This window comes from Curtobacterium sp. YC1, assembly GCF_016267665.1.
In the GTDB taxonomy this organism is placed as follows: domain Bacteria; phylum Actinomycetota; class Actinomycetes; order Actinomycetales; family Microbacteriaceae; genus Curtobacterium.
Genome location: NZ_CP066341.1, coordinates 482,423 through 498,165, shown reverse-complemented (window position 1 = coordinate 498,165; position 15,743 = coordinate 482,423). Strand labels below are relative to the sequence as shown.

Sequence of the window (15,743 nt, the reverse complement as noted above, 5' to 3'; positions counted from 1 at the left end):
ACTTTATTACGATGAGGGCGTGACAACCGCTGACCAGCCCGTGCGCTCACCCCGCCGCGATGCCGCCGAGAACCGTGCAGCGCTCCTCGACGCCGCACGCACCTGCCTGCAGCGCGACCCGGACGCCTCCATCGAGACGATCGCCGCCGCCGCCGGGCTGTCGCGCCGTGCGGTGTACGGACACTTCCCGTCGCGCGACGACCTGGTGCGCGAACTCGTGACCACCGGCGCCGCCCGCATCGCCGCCGCCATGCCCACCACCTCGGACCTGCAGGAGCTCCCGCCCGCGGCCCGGCTGGCCGCCATCGCGGTGACGCTCTGGACCGAGGTCTCGCACGTCCGCTCGATGGCCCGGGTCGCCGTCCGCAGCCCCTTCGTCGAGCCGGTCGCCGCCGTGTTCGCTCCCCTGCGTGCCCAGGTGCGCGAGGCCTGCGCCCTCGGCATCGCCGACGGGACGATGCGCGACGACGTCGACCCCGCCACGCTCGGGCGACTGGTCGAGGGCGCCTGCATCACCGTGCTCGACGAGGCCACCCGCTCCGGCACGACCGACGAGGACGGCCGACGCATGGTCGTGGTGTCCGCCCTGGGGGTCGCCGGGATCGACTGGCGCACCGCCCTGCTGTCCGAACCCGCGAGCCCGGCCCGCGTCCCCGCTCCCGATGCCGCTCAGGAGGACCACGCATGACGCTCGAACTCGACCACGTCGGCATCGGCGAGGAGCCCGGCGCCGCACTGCCCGTCGTCTCCGCCGTCGCCGCGCCCGGACGCCCCGGCGTCGTGGCCGTCGAGACGGAGCAGTCCCCCGTGCTCGCGTCCCTCGTCGCCGGTGGGCGCATGCGACCCGACACCGGCCGCCTGCTGCTCGACGGCCACGAGGACCCGGCCGCCGTCCGCCGCTCCGTCGCCCTGGTGGACACCCCCGGGGTCGCCGAACCGTTCCCGGTGCTGCGTCTCGAGCAGATCGTGCGCGAGGAACTCGCCTTCGCCGGACGCCGGCCGACCCGTGAGCACGTCACCACCGTGCTCGACGAACTCGGGCTGCGGCAGTACGCCGCAACCCCCGTGCAGCGGGTCCCGACGGCCGTGCGCATCCGGCTGCTCGTCGAGCTCGCCCTGCTGCGCGACGGTGTCACCGGCCTGGTCGTCACCTCGCCCGAACGCCACGGCGGCGCCGTCGAGGAGTGGTTCCAGGTGCTCCGCGACGTCGCCCGACGGGGCGTGACCGTCGTGCTCGTGACCTCCAAGGCCGCCGCGGCGACCGTCGAGCGTCTGCTCGACACCGTCGAGCCGCTCGACCGCGTCGATCCGATCGACCCCACCCAGACCGAGGACCCCGAGGACGTGGCCCGACCTGCCGGAACCGAGCCGGGCCTCCCGTCCGCTCCGTCCGGCACCGCAGATCCCGCAACCGTCCCGACGGAGGCAACCACGTGACCACCACCTCGCTCGTCCGCGCAGAACTCGCGCGGCTCACCGCGACCCCGCTCGCACGCCTGGCGTTCATCGCGCTGATGATCGTGCCGCTGCTCTACGGCGGCGCCTACCTGTGGGCGAACCGCGACCCCTACGCCAAGCTCGACCAGATCCCCGCCGCGATCGTGGACCTCGACGCCGGGGCGACCCTCGACGGCGACCACGTCGACTACGGCGAGGACGTCACGAAGGAGGCCGTCGACGGCGGCGACTTCGACTGGACGACGACCGACGCGGCCGACGCGCGTTCCGGCGTGCGGAACGGCACCTACGACTTCGTCGTCACGATCCCGCACGACTTCTCCGAGCGCCTGGCGTCCGCGCGGTCCGACGACCCCGCGCAGGCGGAGCTCGTCCTGACCACCGCCGACACGAACTCGTACCTGGCGTCGACCATCGCCGAGCAGGCGGGCAAGACCATGCGCGCCGCCGTGACCGAGCGCGTCGGCAAGCAGGCGGCGAAGACCCTGCTCGTCGGGCTCGCCGACGTGCGCGACAGCCTCGGCGACGCCGTCGACGGGGCCGACCAGCTCGCATCCGGAACCGCGAAGGCGGACAGGGGTGCGCACGAGCTCGCCGACGGCACCAGCAAGCTGTCGTCCGGTGCGGCGGAACTCGCGTCCGGCACGGCCGACCTGCCGTCGCAGACCCAGCAGCTGGACAGCGGTGCGCAGCAGGTGGCGTCCGGGGCCTCGACCCTGGCGTCCGGGCTGGCCAGCGCTCAGGAGCAGACGGCGGCACTGCCGTCGCAGACGCAGCAGTTGAACGCGGGGGCGCAGCAGGTCGCCGCCGGCAACGAGAGACTCGCCGACACGGTCAATTCGTACAGCGCCGACGTCGAGTCGCTCCAGCCCCTCGATGCACAGACCCTCATCTCGGGCATCACCGACAACCTGCCCGAGGGCGTCGAGCTCACCGAGGAACAGCAGGCTGCCCTGCAGTCGACCGTCACCGACGCGGTCACCCGGGTCAACACCGCCGGCGCCTCGGCGAAGAGCACCTACGAGTCGACCAAGTCGTCGGTGGACAAGCTCCGTGACGGCTCCGCACAGGTGGCCGCCGGCACGTCGTCGCTCGCCTCCGCGGCGCCGACGCTCGCGTCCGGCATCTCCTCGGCGGCGACGGGTGCGTCGACGCTCGCAACGGGAGCCGCGAAGGTGGCAGACGGCACGTCGACGCTGGCTTCGGCTGCTCCGGCCCTGTCGTCGGGTGCATCCCAGCTCGCGACCGGCGCGGAGTCCGCCGACCAGGGCGCTTCGTCGCTCGCGTCCGGGTTGGACGAGCTGAAGACCGGGTCGTCGAAGCTCGCGAAGTCGCTCGACCAGGGCCGCACGAAGATCCCCGCATCGGACGCGTCGCAGCGCGAGGACCAGGCGTCCGTCATCTCCGACCCGGTCACCGTCGGGGACGACAACGTCGCCGCCGCGTCGAACTACGGGGCGGGTCTCGCACCGTTCTTCATCTCGCTCGCCGCCTGGATCGGCATGTACGCGCTGTTCCTCATCCTCAAGCCGATCTCGAAGCGTGCCATCACGGCGGTGCGGAAGCCCCTGTCCGTCGTGTTGGGTGGCTGGCTGACCCCGGCGCTGCTCGGCCTGGTGCAGATGGTGGCGCTGTTCGCCATCGTGCGGTTCGCCCTCGACCTGGACGTCGTGCACACCGCCGGGACGATCGGCATCATGGTGCTGGCCTCGATGACCTTCGCGGCGATCATCATGGCGCTGAACGTGCTGCTCGGCTCGGTGGGGCAGTTCCTCGGCCTGGTGCTCATGCTCGTGCAGCTCGTCACCGCCGGCGGGACGTTCCCGTGGCAGACCCTGCCCGGGCCGTTGGCGGCGCTGCACTTCGCGCTGCCGATGACGTACTCGGTCGACGCGATCCGGCAGACGATGTACGGCGGCAACCTCGGCGCCGCGTGGTCGGACGCCGGCGTGCTGCTCTGCTGGCTGCTCGGGGCGTTGCTCGTGTCGTACGTGGTGACGGCCCGGCAGACCCGGTCCCGCACGCTGCGCGACCTGCGCCCGAGCCTGATCGGGTAGCGCGGCGGGCGGGGGCGCTTCGTGCGCGCCCCCCCGAGCGCCGAGTGAGCAGAAGACTCCGGGTTGCCCACAGCGACCCGGAGTCTTCTGCTCACTCGACATGACGCGCACGACGAGCGAGGAGCGCCGCGAGGTGTTCGAGCGCTCCCCGCGCATGCCCGCTCAGGTCGGACGTCGTCCACCGCACGACCGCCCAGCCGAGGCGCTCCATCTCGCGGTAACGGCGGAGGTCTCGCCCCCACTGCTCGGCATCGGTCCGGTGGTGGTCGCCCTCGTACTCGATCACGATGCGCTGCTCCGGGTACGCCATGTCCACACGACCGACGAACCGTCCCGCCTCGTCCACGATGTCGACCTGCAGCTCGGGCTCCGGCAGTCCCGCTCGGACGATCGCCAGACGCGCCCGGGTCTCCTGCGGAGAACCGGCTCCGACCCGCACCAGCTCGATCGCTGCACGCAGGTTCCGGATGCCCCGTCGGCTGCCGGCCCAGACGAGCGCCGTGGCGAGGTCCTCCAGCCGGGTCGAACACCGCCGCGCGGACACGATCGCATCGCCGAGGACGACGAGTTCGTCGACGGTGAACAACGCGCCGCACTCGATCCACGCGGTCGCCGGGCTGCTCGCCGGCACACCCCAGCGTTGCCGGACGACGGCGCGCTCGGGCTGGACCCGGTGCCCGACCACACCGGCACGTCGGGGCTGCGCCTGCGGCAGGATGCTGCTGATGTGGACGGGCGCGGCAGCGGCAGCCGGGACCGGTAACTCCCACAACACCGCTGCCGACACGTGGCTGATGAACTGGCCGCGCAGCAGGATCGGTCGGAGTGCCCGGATGCGCTGGACCGCGTCGGGCGGATCGTGCCGGGGCCAGCGGATGGACCGCGTCGGACACACCAGGTCGCCGCGCTGGAGTCGGTGACGGGGAACGCCCGCGCGGTCGGCGCGGCCGACGTCGAACGGCCGACCACGCATCGAGGGTGGGAGTGGCTGTGCACGCATACCCGACACCTTCGGGTCCCCGCTCCCCGCACCGCCCGGAGAACGCGTGATCCGTGCACGAGTCGCGCCGCGCCTCCGGTGTGGAGGAGAGAGGCGCCGCCTCGAGTGAGCAGAAGACGACGGGTGAGTACCGGCCACCCGTCGTCTTCTGCTCACTCGGCGCCCGCCGCGAACGGGACGAGCCCGCCGCGGAGCGGGACGAGCCCGCCACGACCGCCCCCACGCTACGATCGACGCACGAACCAACGGAGGGTCGGAGCGCACCATGGGAGACGGCAAGCCCGCCACCATCTACGACGTCGCCGCGCGCGCCGGGGTCTCCAAGTCCCTCGTGTCCCTCGTGCTGCAGCGCTCCCCCCGGGTGAGCGACCAGCGCCGGGCCGCCGTGCTGCAGGCGATCCAGGAGCTCGACTACCGCCCCTCCACCGCGGCCGTCTCGCTCGCCGGCACCCGCAGCCGCACGGTCGGCGTGGTGCTCGACGACTTCCGCAACCAGTGGTTCGTCGACCTGCTCACCGGCCTGCGCGAGAGCCTGCAGGACCAGGGGCACCGGCTCGTGGTGGCCGACCGGTTCCTCAACACGGGGCTCGACGCGTCACCGGTCGAGGGCTTCCTGTCGATGCGTGTCGAGGGCATCGTCATCGCGGGCGAACCGACGACGGACCTCGCTGTCCCCGCCTCGATGCCGCTCGTCATCGCCGGCGGCCGGGTGTCGATCCCCCGCGCCGACACCGTGGCCAACGACGACCGTGCCGGGGGCGCGATCGCCGCGGAGCACCTGCTCGGCCTCGGGCACACCCGCCTCGGCTTCGTCGGCGCGGCCTCGGCGGCATCGGCCGAACGACGCACCGGCTTCCTCCAGGCGACGAGCGGCCGAGCCACGGTCGTCGACACCGTGCTGCCCGGCGAGCCGACCGAGGCGGCCGGCTCGCAGGCACTGGCCGCCCTGCTCGACGAACACCCCGACGTCACCGCCGTCTTCGCCGCGAACGACGTCATGGCACTCGGCGCCATGTCCGAACTCGCCGCGCGGGGACTCCGCGTCCCCGAGGACGTCTCGGTCATCGGCTACGACGACACCCCCGTCGCCGCGATGCGCTACGTCGGCCTGACGAGCATCGACGACCGCAGCGTCGAGATCGGCCGCGGCGCCGGCGAGCGCCTGCTCGCCCGCATCGCGGACCCCGGCACCGCCGCGACGGAACTCCTCGTGGAACCCCGCCTGGTCGCCCGGCGCACGACCGCCGCGCGCTGACGCACCGGCCGGGAGGCCCGTCCCACCTCCGCCCCGCCCGTTTCGTGAGCAGGGATGGTCGGGTCCAGGGCCCGTACCCGACCATTCCTGCTCACGGAGTCGTGCCAGGCAACTCCGCGTGCTGCACGACCCAGGAGTGCATGACGATCGCCGCCGCCGCCGACGCGTTGATGCTCCGCGTCGACCCGAACTGCGTGATCTCCAGGTGTCCGTCCGCACCCGCGACGGCCTCGTCGGTCAGGCCGGGGCCCTCCTGCCCGAACAGGAACACGCAGCGCTCGGGGATCGTCGCGGTCTCGATGCGCTCGGCCCCCGGGGTGTTGTCGATCGCGATCACCGGGCGCCCGTCCTCGGCCATCGCGGCGAGGAACGACTCGACGTCGGGGTGGGAGCGGACGTGCTGGTACCGGTCGGTGACCATCGCGCCCCGCTTGTTCCACCGCCGCCGCCCGATGATGTGCACGGTGCCGGCGAGGAACGCGTTCGCGCTCCGGACGATCGACCCGATGTTCAGGTCGTGCTGCCAGTTCTCGATGGCGACGTCGAACGCGTGCCGGCGGGTGTCGAGGTCGGCGACGATGGCGTCCATCGACCAGTAGCGGTACCGGTCGATCACGTTCCGGGAGTCCCCGGCCGCCAGCAGCTCGGGGTCGAGCCGCGGATCGTCGGGCCACGGTTCCGGGTGCGGCCCGACCCCGTTGGTCGTCAACTCGTGCGACGGCGACGGGGCGGGCGAGGGCGACGGCGACGACTCCTGCTGCGGTGGCTGCTGCTCGTCGTGCTCGGTCACCGACCCAGCGTACGGGCCGCCGGGCGCCGCTCCGCCGTCAGGACCGGGCGCCGGACGCGATACGGGACTCGATGCCCGCGATCAGGATGTCGAGCCCGAGCGCGAACCGGTCGTCGTACGAGTGTTCCCCGAGGATCTCGCCGACGAGCCGGTGCCGCTCGGGACGCCCGGCCTCGGAGTCGCCGCGGCCCACCTGCACCCCGGCGTGCCCGACCACGAAGTCGTACACGACGAAGAACGTGTACATCGCCTCGGCCGGGGGCAGTCCGGCGTCCTCGAGTGCCCCGACGACCTTCGCCACGACCGCGTCGGACTCGGTCGAGGCCAGGGGCGCCCGCTGGCTGTGCGACTCGAGCACGAGCGGGTGGGTGCGCATGAGGTCACGGAAGGTCGTGGCGAAGGTCCGCACGACCGCGTGCCACTCGTCCGGCCAGACGAACGTCGCGGTGAACTCGTCGACGGTGCGGCGCACGAGTTCGGCGTGCAGGTCGTCGAGGCCGCCGATCGTGCGGTGCACCGTCATCGGCGCGACGCCGAGCCGCACCCCGAGGGCGCGGAAGGACAGTCGGTCGAGCCCGTCCTCGTTCGCGATCGTCGTCGCGGCGTCCACCACCTGCTCCCGCGAGAGCACGTTCGGCCGCCCTCTGCGTCGTCGCGGCGCCACCTCCACCTCGGCCGACACCGGGGTGGGTCGGGGCGTGGCGGACGGGGATCCGGGTTCGACGAGCACGAGGGGGCCTCCTTGATTCGGTACGTGTCCCGAAAAGCGTAGAGCAGAAGCCGACTGCGATTCGGTGTCTCGACCATCCCGGGTCCGGCAGCGGCGCGCAAGAGCCGCTCCGAGCCTCCCGGCCCTTTCCGAGCCGGTCCCGAGGCGGGCCGCACGTGCCGCCCAGTAGGGTGAGCCCATGGCGACCCGAGACGACGTCGAGTGCTGGCTGACCGACATGGACGGCGTGCTCGTCCACGAGAACCAGGCGCTCCCGGGGGCACCGGAGCTCATCCAGCAGTGGCTCGACGACGGCACCGAGTTCCTCGTCCTGACGAACAACTCGATCTTCACGCCGCGTGACCTGAGCGCCCGGCTCCGCAGCTCCGGCCTGCACGTGCCCGAGGACCGGATCTGGACGAGCGCCCTGGCGACCGCCGACTTCTGCCGATCGCAGATGCCCGGCGGTTCGGCCTTCGTGATCGGCGAGGCGGGCATGACCACCGCCCTGCACGAGGCCGGCTTCATCATGACCGAGACCGCGCCCGACTACGTCGTCGTGGGCGAGACCCGGAACTACTCGTTCGAGGCGATCACCAAGGCCGTCCGCCTGATCCGCGACGGCGCCCGCTTCATCGTGACGAACCCCGACGCCACCGGCCCGAGCGCCGAGGGCGTCCTGCCGGCCACGGGTGCGATCGCGGCGATGATCGAGAAGGCGACCGGCAAGCAGCCCTACGTCGTCGGCAAGCCGAACCCGATGATGTTCCGCTCGGCGATGAACCGCATCGGTGCGCACTCCGAGAACACCGGCATGATCGGCGACCGGATGGACACCGACGTGCAGGCCGGCATCGAGGCGGGGCTGCACACCGTCCTCGTCATGACGGGCATCAGCGACCAGGCCGAGATCGACCGGTACCCGTTCCGTCCGAGCGAGGTCATCGCCGGCGTCCACGAGCTGGTGCGCACCGAGCCGTTCGAGGTCGAGCTCTAGCACCGAGCGCCCGGCGCTCGCGCGCTCAGCGCGCAGTTCGGGCTACGTCCGTGCCCACGGCAGATCCTGCGGCCGCCGTCGGGAACGCACCACGGGCCTCCAGGCCGGAGGCCGCCATCGGCGGCACCGTCCGCCACCGTCGCCGCAACCGCCGCGGCCCGTCGTCGGCCCACGCGACCATCCCGCCCGCCACGACGCCGAAGGCCAGGACGGCGAACGAGAACAGCCCGACCAGGCCGAGCAGCAGCAGCCGCTCACGGTCGGACGGATCGACGGTCGCCGAGAACCCGATCGACCCGAAGTTCCAGAACGCGTGCAGCAGCATCGGCGCCACGAGCGAGCCGGTCAGCCGCCGCGCCACGTACAGGGTCGACCCGAACGAGGCCGCGAACACGACCTGGATCAGCGTCGGGGCGATGCCGGCCCCGGCGAGCGCGTTGAGCAGGTGCAGCAGCCCGAACAGCACGCAGGACAGCGCCCACACCCCGACCTCCGGCAGCCGGCGCCGCAGGCCGACGAGCAGGGTGCCCCGGGCCATCAGCTCCTCGAACACCCCGACGAACAGCACGCCCACGGCGAGCAGCAGGAAGTAGTGCGGGGGCAGCGCGGTCCAGTCGACGAGCGGCAGGCGGACCACGCACACCACCAGCACGAGGACCGGCGCGATCACGGTCCAGCGCAGCCGGGTGCGGGTCCGGTCGACCATGGTGATGCGCCACCAGCCGAGGGCGCTGACGAACAGGGCGAGCGCGACGAGGGCGATGCCCTCCGGGACGACGAGCGCGTGCACGACGCTGTCGACGGTGTGGCCGAGGGTCGCGTAGTCGTCGCTCGGGCGGGAGCGCCACGCGCTGATCGCCGCGAAGACCACGATCGGGGTGAGCCCGAGCAGCAGTGACGCCGGGACCGGCCAGCGACGACGACGGGGTCGGGCGGTGGCGGGGTCGGTCGTGGTCACCTCACGGTTGTACCAGGCGGCACGTACGATTGACGGTATGCGCCTGCCCTCCCTGTCGACCATGGCGGAGGACTACGTCAAGCTCGTCTGGAAGGCCGGCGAGCGTGGCGGGCAGGGCCTGGCGACGCGGGACATCGCCGCGGCGCTCGGGGTGTCGGCCTCGACGGTGTCGGGCAACCTCCGGAAGCTCGACCGGGACGGCCTGATCGAGCACACCCCGTACTACGGCGTCGTGCTCACGCCGCTCGGGCAGCAGGTCGCCGTCGCGATGGTCCGACGCCACCGGCTGATCGAGACGTTCCTGGTCGAACGGCTCGGCTACTCGTGGGACGAGGTCCACACCGAGGCCGAGGCGCTCGAGCACGCGGTCTCGGAGCAGTTCCTCGACCGGGTGGACGCCGACCTCGGGCACCCGACGCACGACCCGCACGGCGACCCGATCCCCGCGGCGGACGGCAGCGTGCCCGCCTCGCCCGGCACCCTGCTCGGCGCGGTCGAGCCGGGGTCGTGCGGCACCGTCGACCGGGTGTCCGACGACGACCCGTCGCTGCTGCGGTACTTCGACGAGCTCGGGGTGGGTCTCGGCACGCACCTGCGCGTCGAGCGGGTGCGCGACTACGCCGGCGTCATCGCGGTGTCGCGGCGCTCCACCGACGGCTCGGAGTCGCTCGTCGACCTGCCGGCGGCGGCCGCCTCGGCCATCTGGCTGGCGCCCGACGGCGACTGACCCTCGCGGGCGCGTCGGTCCGGTCGGTCGGTCTGGTCGGTCTGGTCGGTCTGGTCGATTTGGTCGGTTTGGTCCGACCGGTCGGGACACCCCGCTCACTTCCGCCGACGGGTCACGAACGGTCGCCCGGGAGCCACGCCGTCGACGGTCCGCGACCAGTCGGCGCGCAACGCACGGGGCGTCGGACGGGAGGCCCGGATCACGCCCGCCACGCGCGTCCTGTCCGGTGCCCCCAGCGGTCGCGACTCCCCGCTCACCTCCGTCGGGTGGTCACCGCCCGTCGGCTCAGCCCTTGACGGAGCGGGTGCGGCCGAGGGCGACCTCGCGCCGGGCTCGTTCGAGCGCGAACTCCGACGCGGCACCCGGGTCGTGGAGCAGGCGCTCGGTCTCGCGCACGTGCTCCCGGACGGCGTCGGTCCCCCGGTCGGCGGCCGCGGCGAGGACCGGTGCGACGGTGCCCTCGCCGAGTCCCGCCAGGGCACGCGACAGGCTGAGTCGGCGATCCCGGTCGCCGACACCGAGCTGCACGGCGAGGGTCCGCGCGAGCGACGCCCGCTCCTCGTCGGGCACCAGGGCGACGGCCGTCCGCCATGCGGCACGGAGCACCTCGTCGTCGCGGTCGCCGAGCAGCGGCTGGACCGCCGGCCACGCGTCGGGATCGCCGATCTTGGACAGCGTGTGCAGCGCCTGGCTGCGCGCTTGGGGCTCGGGGCGGTCGAGCTCCGGCAGGACGCGGGCGACGACGGCGTCGGCGGGGTGCCGGGTCAGCGCCCAGGTGAGCATGTCGCGGACGAAGAAGTCCGGTTCGGTCGCGCACTGTGCCACGAGGACGTCGAGGTCCTCCGGGTCCGGCGTGGTGCCCGCGACCATCACGGCCTGCAGGCGCACGGAGGATCGCGGGTCGGCGAGGGCTTCGGTGAGCACGGTCATCCCTCCATCGAAGCCCCTCGGGCCGGGGCCGTGTCAAGGTCGGGCGTCGCTGGCTGCCGGCGAGGGTGCTCCCGCCGTCCGAGCACACGCGACGCGACGATGTCGTTGTCGTACGACGTCGGCACCGTCGTTCCGAGTCGGTCCCGGTGGCGACCGTCTGCCCCGGCACCCGCTGACGCTCGCGGTGCGACGATGTCGTTGTCGTACGACGTCGGCATCGTCGTTCCGAGTCCGTCGCCGCAGGCCAGCCAGCCCGCCGACCCGCCGCCTACGCTCCCGGCGCCAGCGATCCCGTCAACGGCTGCCCCGACGACCGCGTCACGAAGCACGAGATGAACCGGTTGCCCTGGTCCCACGTCGCCTGGTCCGGCGCGTACGACCCCTGCACCTGCACGTCGCCCAGCGGCGCCGCTGCCGACGCGTTCAGCGCCGCGTCCGACTGGCACCGGTCCGCGGCCTGGGTCGCCAGGGCCTCGGCGCCCGGGTAGGCATCGCCCTCCACCGACAGGCGCGCGGTCAACTGCCCGATGTGCGGGGTCGCGCAGTCGACGACCGTGAAGGTCTGCGACCAGGCGTTCGTGAACGGCGACAGGCACTCGCCGCCGGCCAGGTCCGTCCACACGTGTTCACCCGGCTGCGCCGGCGTCGTCGCGAACTGGAGCGTGGCCGCGGGGGCCTCGGCTGCGTCCGACTGCGGAGCCGAGGGCGCGGCGGACGGTGTCGCGGGCGCCGACGAGGCAGCGGCCACCGGGGACTTCGTCGGCACGACCTGATCGGCCAGGTTGTTGCCGAGGATCCACTTCGACAGCAGGAACACCAGCACGATGAGCACGAGGATCAGGGCGATCGACCCGTAGATCAACAGCTGCTTGCCGCGCTTGCCCTCGTTCCGCAGGCGGCCGAAGCCCTCGTTGATGAAGTTGTCCCGCTCGCCCGCTGGTCGCTCGGACGGGCCGGAGGCACCCGTGCCCGTGTCCGCGGCGGCACGCGCGGGCGACGCTGCCGGACCAGCGGTGGTCGAGGCCGTGGCGGCGGGCATCATCTGCGTCCCGGTGTCGGCCGGGTCGTACCCGGTGTCGGCGAGCTGCCCGACGGCCTCGGTGCCGAACAGGTCCTTGATGGCGCTCGTGTCGCTCGTCTCGCGGCCGTCCCACTCGGACTGGTCCAGGTCGTCCGGTGCGGCGGCGGGCAGGGACGCTGGCTGGGCGCCGGTGTCGTCGCCGCGGAGCCCGAGCACGGCGTCCAGGTCCTGTCCCACCGCGGACGGCAGGTGCGTCGTGCGGGTCTGGTCGGCGGCGGGTTCGACGAGCGGCGGGACCGCGGACGGCGGCTCGGTCGCGGCGGCCTCGGACCCGGCGTCGGACTCGGCCTCGTCCTGCAACCACCACGGCGTCCCGGCCACCGGCAGTGCCGTGGTCGGCGCGTCGGTCGCATCCGTGTCGCCCCCACCGACCGCCGGCGGGACCGGCGCGTCGGAAACGGCCGGCGGGACCGGCGGCGCAGCAGCAGCGGCTGGCGGCACCGGGGCCGGCACGGCGGGCGGCACCGGGTACGTGCGCGGGGCCTGCGGGACACCACCGACGGGGGTGTCCACCTCGCCGGCGACGACCTCGTCCTCGTCGTCGGACTCGTCGGCGAGCGACCACGACCCGGCGGACAGCGCCGTGGTGTCGAAGGAGTCCGTGGTGAGCGTCGCGGGGACCTCGCCGGCCTCGTCATCGCGGATCGCCCAGTCGAACGGCCGGTCTACGCCGCCGGGCTGCGCGGCCGTCGACCCGGTGTCCGACAGGCGGAGCAGCTCGGTGAAGGTCGGGGGCTCCTCGGTCGGCGGCAGCACGTTCTCGACGCCGACGGGCTGCGGCACCACGGGGACGACGGGCTCGGGGTGGGAGCCGGTGGCGCGGCCGAGCCAGTCGACGTCGGCACGGCCCTCGCCGAACGGGTCGACACGACGACGCTCGTCCTCGATGGCCCTCGACGCGGCGGCACGCTCGTCACGGTGGGTCTGCGCAGTGGGCAGCACGATCGACGAGGGGTGCGGCGCGGTGGAGGCGGGCGGCACGTCGGACGGCGCGGGGATCCGGTCGTGCAGGGTGGAGCGCTCGTGCTCGGCAACGGCGTCGGGGTTCACCGAGGGCGCGCGGAGCTCGTCGGGCATCGAGATCGCCTGGGTCGCCCCGTCGTCGAGCGCCGGAGCGGGAACAGCAGGAGCCGCAGGAGCCGCAGGAGCACCGTCCTCGCCCTCGGCCACGAACGGCTCGGGCAGCGGTGCACCGGTCTCCTTCGCGGTGCGCTCGGCCTCGCGGCGCTCCCGTCGGGACGGCCAGTCGTCGGCGCCCCGGGGTGCCCCGAAGATGTCGGCGGCACTGCGGAGACCGTGGAACGGAGCGTCCGCGCCGGACGCACGCCGAGCCTCCAGGCCGTCGTCCCCGTCTGCCGGGCCGGCGGTGCCGTCGGGTTCGTGTGCGTCCTCCGGACGCTCCCCGCTCACGCGGTCAGCCCCAGATCAGCCAACCCGATGGCCGCGAAGTACGGGTACCCGGCCGCTTCGATGGTCTCCTTCGCACCGGTGTCGCGGTCGACGACGACCGCGACGGCTGCGACGATGGCGCCCTCACGCTCGAGCGCCTCGGCCGCCTTGAGCGGCGAACCACCGGTGGTGGAGGTGTCCTCGAGCACGACGACGCGCTTGCCCTGCAGGTCCGGGCCCTCGACCTGCTTGCCGCGACCGTGGTCCTTGGGCTCCTTGCGGACGACGAACGCGTCGTAGGACAGCCCCTGCGCTGCGGCCTGGTGCAGGACCGCGCTGGCGATGGGGTCGGCGCCCATGGTGAGCCCGCCGACCGCGGAGACGTCCGGCACCTGCTGCACGAGCTCGGTCATGACCTGCCCGATGAGCGGGGCGACCCGGTGGTCCAGGCTGACCTTGCGCAGGTCGATGTAGTACGTCGCCTTCTTCCCGCTGGTCAGGGTGAAGTCGCCGTGGAACACCGCTTCGGCGGAGATGTACTGGATCAACTGTTCGCGCGCGTCGGTCACAGCCCACAAGGGTAGTCGTTCCGCCTCGCCGTGCGCTCCCCCAGCCCGTGGGGTGTGGATGCCGACACCGAGGCGCCCTCGGTACGCTCCGGGACATGTCCCGAGCACCGCGCCGCGCTGCCGTCGGCGCGGCTCCGTCCGGCGGCCGTCGGCCCGCCGACGTGGCCGTCACGGTCGGACGGGAGGCCCTGGGCGCCCTGGTCGCGCTGGCCCTGGCCGTCATCGGGTTGCGTCACGTCATCGCTACGGATCGGGTCGCCCTGCTCTGGTACGACGGCGACTCGGTGCTGCTGCCGCTCGTCGAGCGCTCGCTGCAGGCCGGGCAGCCGTTCGAGTGGGCGATGTCCCCGGCGCTGTTCTTCTTCCCCGAGCTGCCCGTCTACCTGCTGTGCTCCCTGGTGACGGGCACGCCGCAGCAGGCGCTCGCGCTGAACGGCGTGCTCGTGCTCCTCGCCCTGTACGCGCTCGTGCGGGCGGCGGCGAACGAGCTGATGCCGTCGGCGGGGCGTCCGGCGCGGATCGCGGTGTCCGCCGGGGCGCTCGGCGTCGTCACGCTGCTGGTGCTGACCGAGTCGACGGCGACGGCGACCTCGCTCGAACTGGCGTCGCTGCTGCTCACGACGACCTACTACTACGGCACGGTGCTGGCGATGCTCGGCAGCGCGGTGCTCGTGCTCCGGGCGGTCCGGCTCGGCCGAGCGTCGGTGCCCCTGCTCGTGACGCTCGGCCTGGTGGCCGTCTGCTCGACGGCGTCCAACCCGCTGTTCGTGCCGTGGTCGGCGGCGCCCGTCGTGGTCACGCTCGTCCTGCTGGCACTGGCGCGTCGGGTGCCGTGGCGGCCGGCCGGCCTGCTCGCCGTGACCGTCACGGTCGCGTCGGTCGTCGGGTACCTGCTGCGGATCCCGCTGCGCCCGTTCGTCTCGATCGACCCCGCGAGCTACGTGCGACCCTCCCGGGCCGGCCAGACCCTCGGCTTCTTCGCCGCACTGACCGACGACCGAGCCGGGTCGGCGCAGGGCGACGCCGGGCTGCTGCTGCTCTTCGCCGGGGTGCTCGTCGCCATCGGCGGCACCGTCTGGGCCTGGCGGGTCCGGACGGCGCGGACGGTGCTCGTCGCGACGGTGCTGCCCGTGGTGACGGTGGTGGCGGTGTCGGTCGGGGTCGTCGTGGCGGGCTCGGAGACACCGCGCTACCTGCAGCCGGTCGTCACCGCGCCACTGCTCGCCCTGGTCGCGGTGGCGGAGCTCACCCGCACGGCCGTCCGGCGCACGCGGGTGCACCGTCGGTACCGCGGCGTGCGCGCCACCGTCGTCGTCGCGATGGCCGTCGTGCTCGTCGCCGGCGTCGCGGTGACCCCGGCGACGACCGGGGCGGTCGCGGCTGCGCGGTACACGCCGGCGTCGTGCCTGGACCGGTGGGCCGACGGCCGCGACGTGACCGGCGTCGGACAGTTCTGGACGGTGCGCCCGCTCGCCGCCTACGCCTCGCCGGGCGTCGAGCTCCTGCAGGTCCGCGACACGTTCGAGACGTACCCATGGCTCGTCGACCTCGGCGCCTACCGCGACGCCGAGCCGACCTTCGTGGTCGTGGGGTCGCGGGACCTCTGGACCACCGCGGTCGAGGACTCGCTCGGCGCCCCCGCGACCATCACCCACTGCACGGGATTCGACGTCTACGACTACGCCGGCACCGCGGGCGCCGACGTGCTGCGGCGCGACGTCGTCGGCAGCGCCGACGTGATCCGCCGGGAGCGCGGCTTCTGAAGTTGTCCACAGCGGCGCGTCGGCGTCCGATCACCGCTGTACGGATGTATAGGCTCGTGG

Annotated in this window: 14 protein-coding genes; 7 read left to right on the top strand and 7 right to left on the bottom strand. The window is 73.3% G+C overall.

Annotated elements, in window-relative coordinates; translation table 11 throughout:
• Positions 1–19 precede the first annotated feature (19 nt).
• Genes I8920_RS02510 through I8920_RS02500 form a run of 3 tightly spaced genes read left to right on the top strand, consistent with a single transcriptional unit; the run spans position 20 to position 3,515 of the window.
• Complete coding sequence (locus I8920_RS02510; RefSeq protein ID WP_198657620.1) at positions 20–688, top strand: TetR/AcrR family transcriptional regulator; 669 nt, start codon at positions 20–22, stop codon at positions 686–688.
• Positions 685–1,437: a hypothetical protein gene (locus I8920_RS02505; protein ID WP_198657619.1), complete on the top strand. Its 753-nt coding sequence runs from the start codon at positions 685–687 to the stop codon at positions 1,435–1,437. Before I8920_RS02510 ends, I8920_RS02505 begins: the two co-directional genes overlap by 4 nt.
• A complete protein-coding gene (locus I8920_RS02500) occupies positions 1,434–3,515 on the top strand; it encodes a YhgE/Pip domain-containing protein (protein WP_198657618.1) in 2,082 nt (693 codons plus the stop codon). The genes I8920_RS02505 and I8920_RS02500 overlap by 4 nt, the downstream gene beginning before the upstream one ends.
• A gap of 91 nt (positions 3,516–3,606) precedes the next feature.
• Here the strand turns inward: I8920_RS02500 and I8920_RS02495 are convergent, their stop codons facing one another.
• A complete protein-coding gene (locus I8920_RS02495; RefSeq protein ID WP_198657617.1) occupies positions 3,607–4,515 on the bottom strand; it encodes a DUF559 domain-containing protein in 909 nt (302 codons plus the stop codon).
• 265 nt (positions 4,516–4,780) lie between these two features.
• On the opposite strand from I8920_RS02495, the gene I8920_RS02490 reads away from it, so the two are divergent.
• Positions 4,781–5,770, top strand: a complete 990-nt coding sequence (locus tag I8920_RS02490) for a LacI family DNA-binding transcriptional regulator (protein ID WP_198657616.1) — start codon at positions 4,781–4,783, stop codon at positions 5,768–5,770.
• A 91-nt stretch (positions 5,771–5,861) separates the two neighbouring features.
• Here the strand turns inward: I8920_RS02490 and I8920_RS02485 are convergent, their stop codons facing one another.
• Positions 5,862–6,560, bottom strand: coding sequence for a TrmH family RNA methyltransferase (locus tag I8920_RS02485; RefSeq protein WP_442873571.1), 699 nt, complete (start codon positions 6,558–6,560; stop codon positions 5,862–5,864).
• Positions 6,561–6,597: 37 nt separating this feature from the next.
• Positions 6,598–7,191, bottom strand: coding sequence for a TetR/AcrR family transcriptional regulator (locus I8920_RS02480; RefSeq protein ID WP_198657615.1), 594 nt, complete (start codon positions 7,189–7,191; stop codon positions 6,598–6,600).
• A gap of 277 nt (positions 7,192–7,468) precedes the next feature.
• Here I8920_RS02480 and I8920_RS02475 point away from each other — a divergent pair, with 277 nt between their 5' ends.
• On the top strand, positions 7,469–8,266 hold the full coding sequence (locus I8920_RS02475) for an HAD-IIA family hydrolase (protein WP_198657614.1): 798 nt from the start codon (positions 7,469–7,471) through the stop codon (positions 8,264–8,266).
• A 25-nt stretch (positions 8,267–8,291) separates the two neighbouring features.
• Here I8920_RS02475 and I8920_RS02470 read toward each other — a convergent pair whose 3' ends face one another.
• Positions 8,292–9,224, bottom strand: a complete 933-nt coding sequence (locus tag I8920_RS02470; RefSeq protein WP_198657613.1) for a CPBP family intramembrane glutamic endopeptidase — start codon at positions 9,222–9,224, stop codon at positions 8,292–8,294.
• A 37-nt stretch (positions 9,225–9,261) separates the two neighbouring features.
• Between I8920_RS02470 and I8920_RS02465 the strand changes: the two genes are divergently transcribed.
• Positions 9,262–9,951: a metal-dependent transcriptional regulator gene (locus tag I8920_RS02465; protein WP_198657612.1), complete on the top strand. Its 690-nt coding sequence runs from the start codon at positions 9,262–9,264 to the stop codon at positions 9,949–9,951.
• A gap of 285 nt (positions 9,952–10,236) precedes the next feature.
• On the opposite strand, the gene I8920_RS02460 is transcribed toward I8920_RS02465, so the two are convergent.
• The 3 genes from I8920_RS02460 to pyrE form a co-directional block, all read right to left on the bottom strand.
• On the bottom strand, positions 10,237–10,881 hold the full coding sequence (locus tag I8920_RS02460; protein ID WP_198657611.1) for a HEAT repeat domain-containing protein: 645 nt from the start codon (positions 10,879–10,881) through the stop codon (positions 10,237–10,239).
• A gap of 268 nt (positions 10,882–11,149) precedes the next feature.
• A complete protein-coding gene (locus I8920_RS02455) occupies positions 11,150–13,372 on the bottom strand; it encodes a septum formation family protein (protein WP_198657610.1) in 2,223 nt (740 codons plus the stop codon).
• Positions 13,369–13,920, bottom strand: a complete 552-nt coding sequence (gene pyrE / locus I8920_RS02450) for an orotate phosphoribosyltransferase (protein WP_198657609.1) — start codon at positions 13,918–13,920, stop codon at positions 13,369–13,371. The genes I8920_RS02455 and pyrE overlap by 4 nt, the downstream gene beginning before the upstream one ends.
• Positions 13,921–14,015: 95 nt before the next feature.
• Here pyrE and I8920_RS02445 point away from each other — a divergent pair, with 95 nt between their 5' ends.
• Positions 14,016–15,683, top strand: coding sequence for a hypothetical protein (locus tag I8920_RS02445; protein WP_198657608.1), 1,668 nt, complete (start codon positions 14,016–14,018; stop codon positions 15,681–15,683).
• The last annotated feature ends 60 nt before the right edge of the window (positions 15,684–15,743 follow it).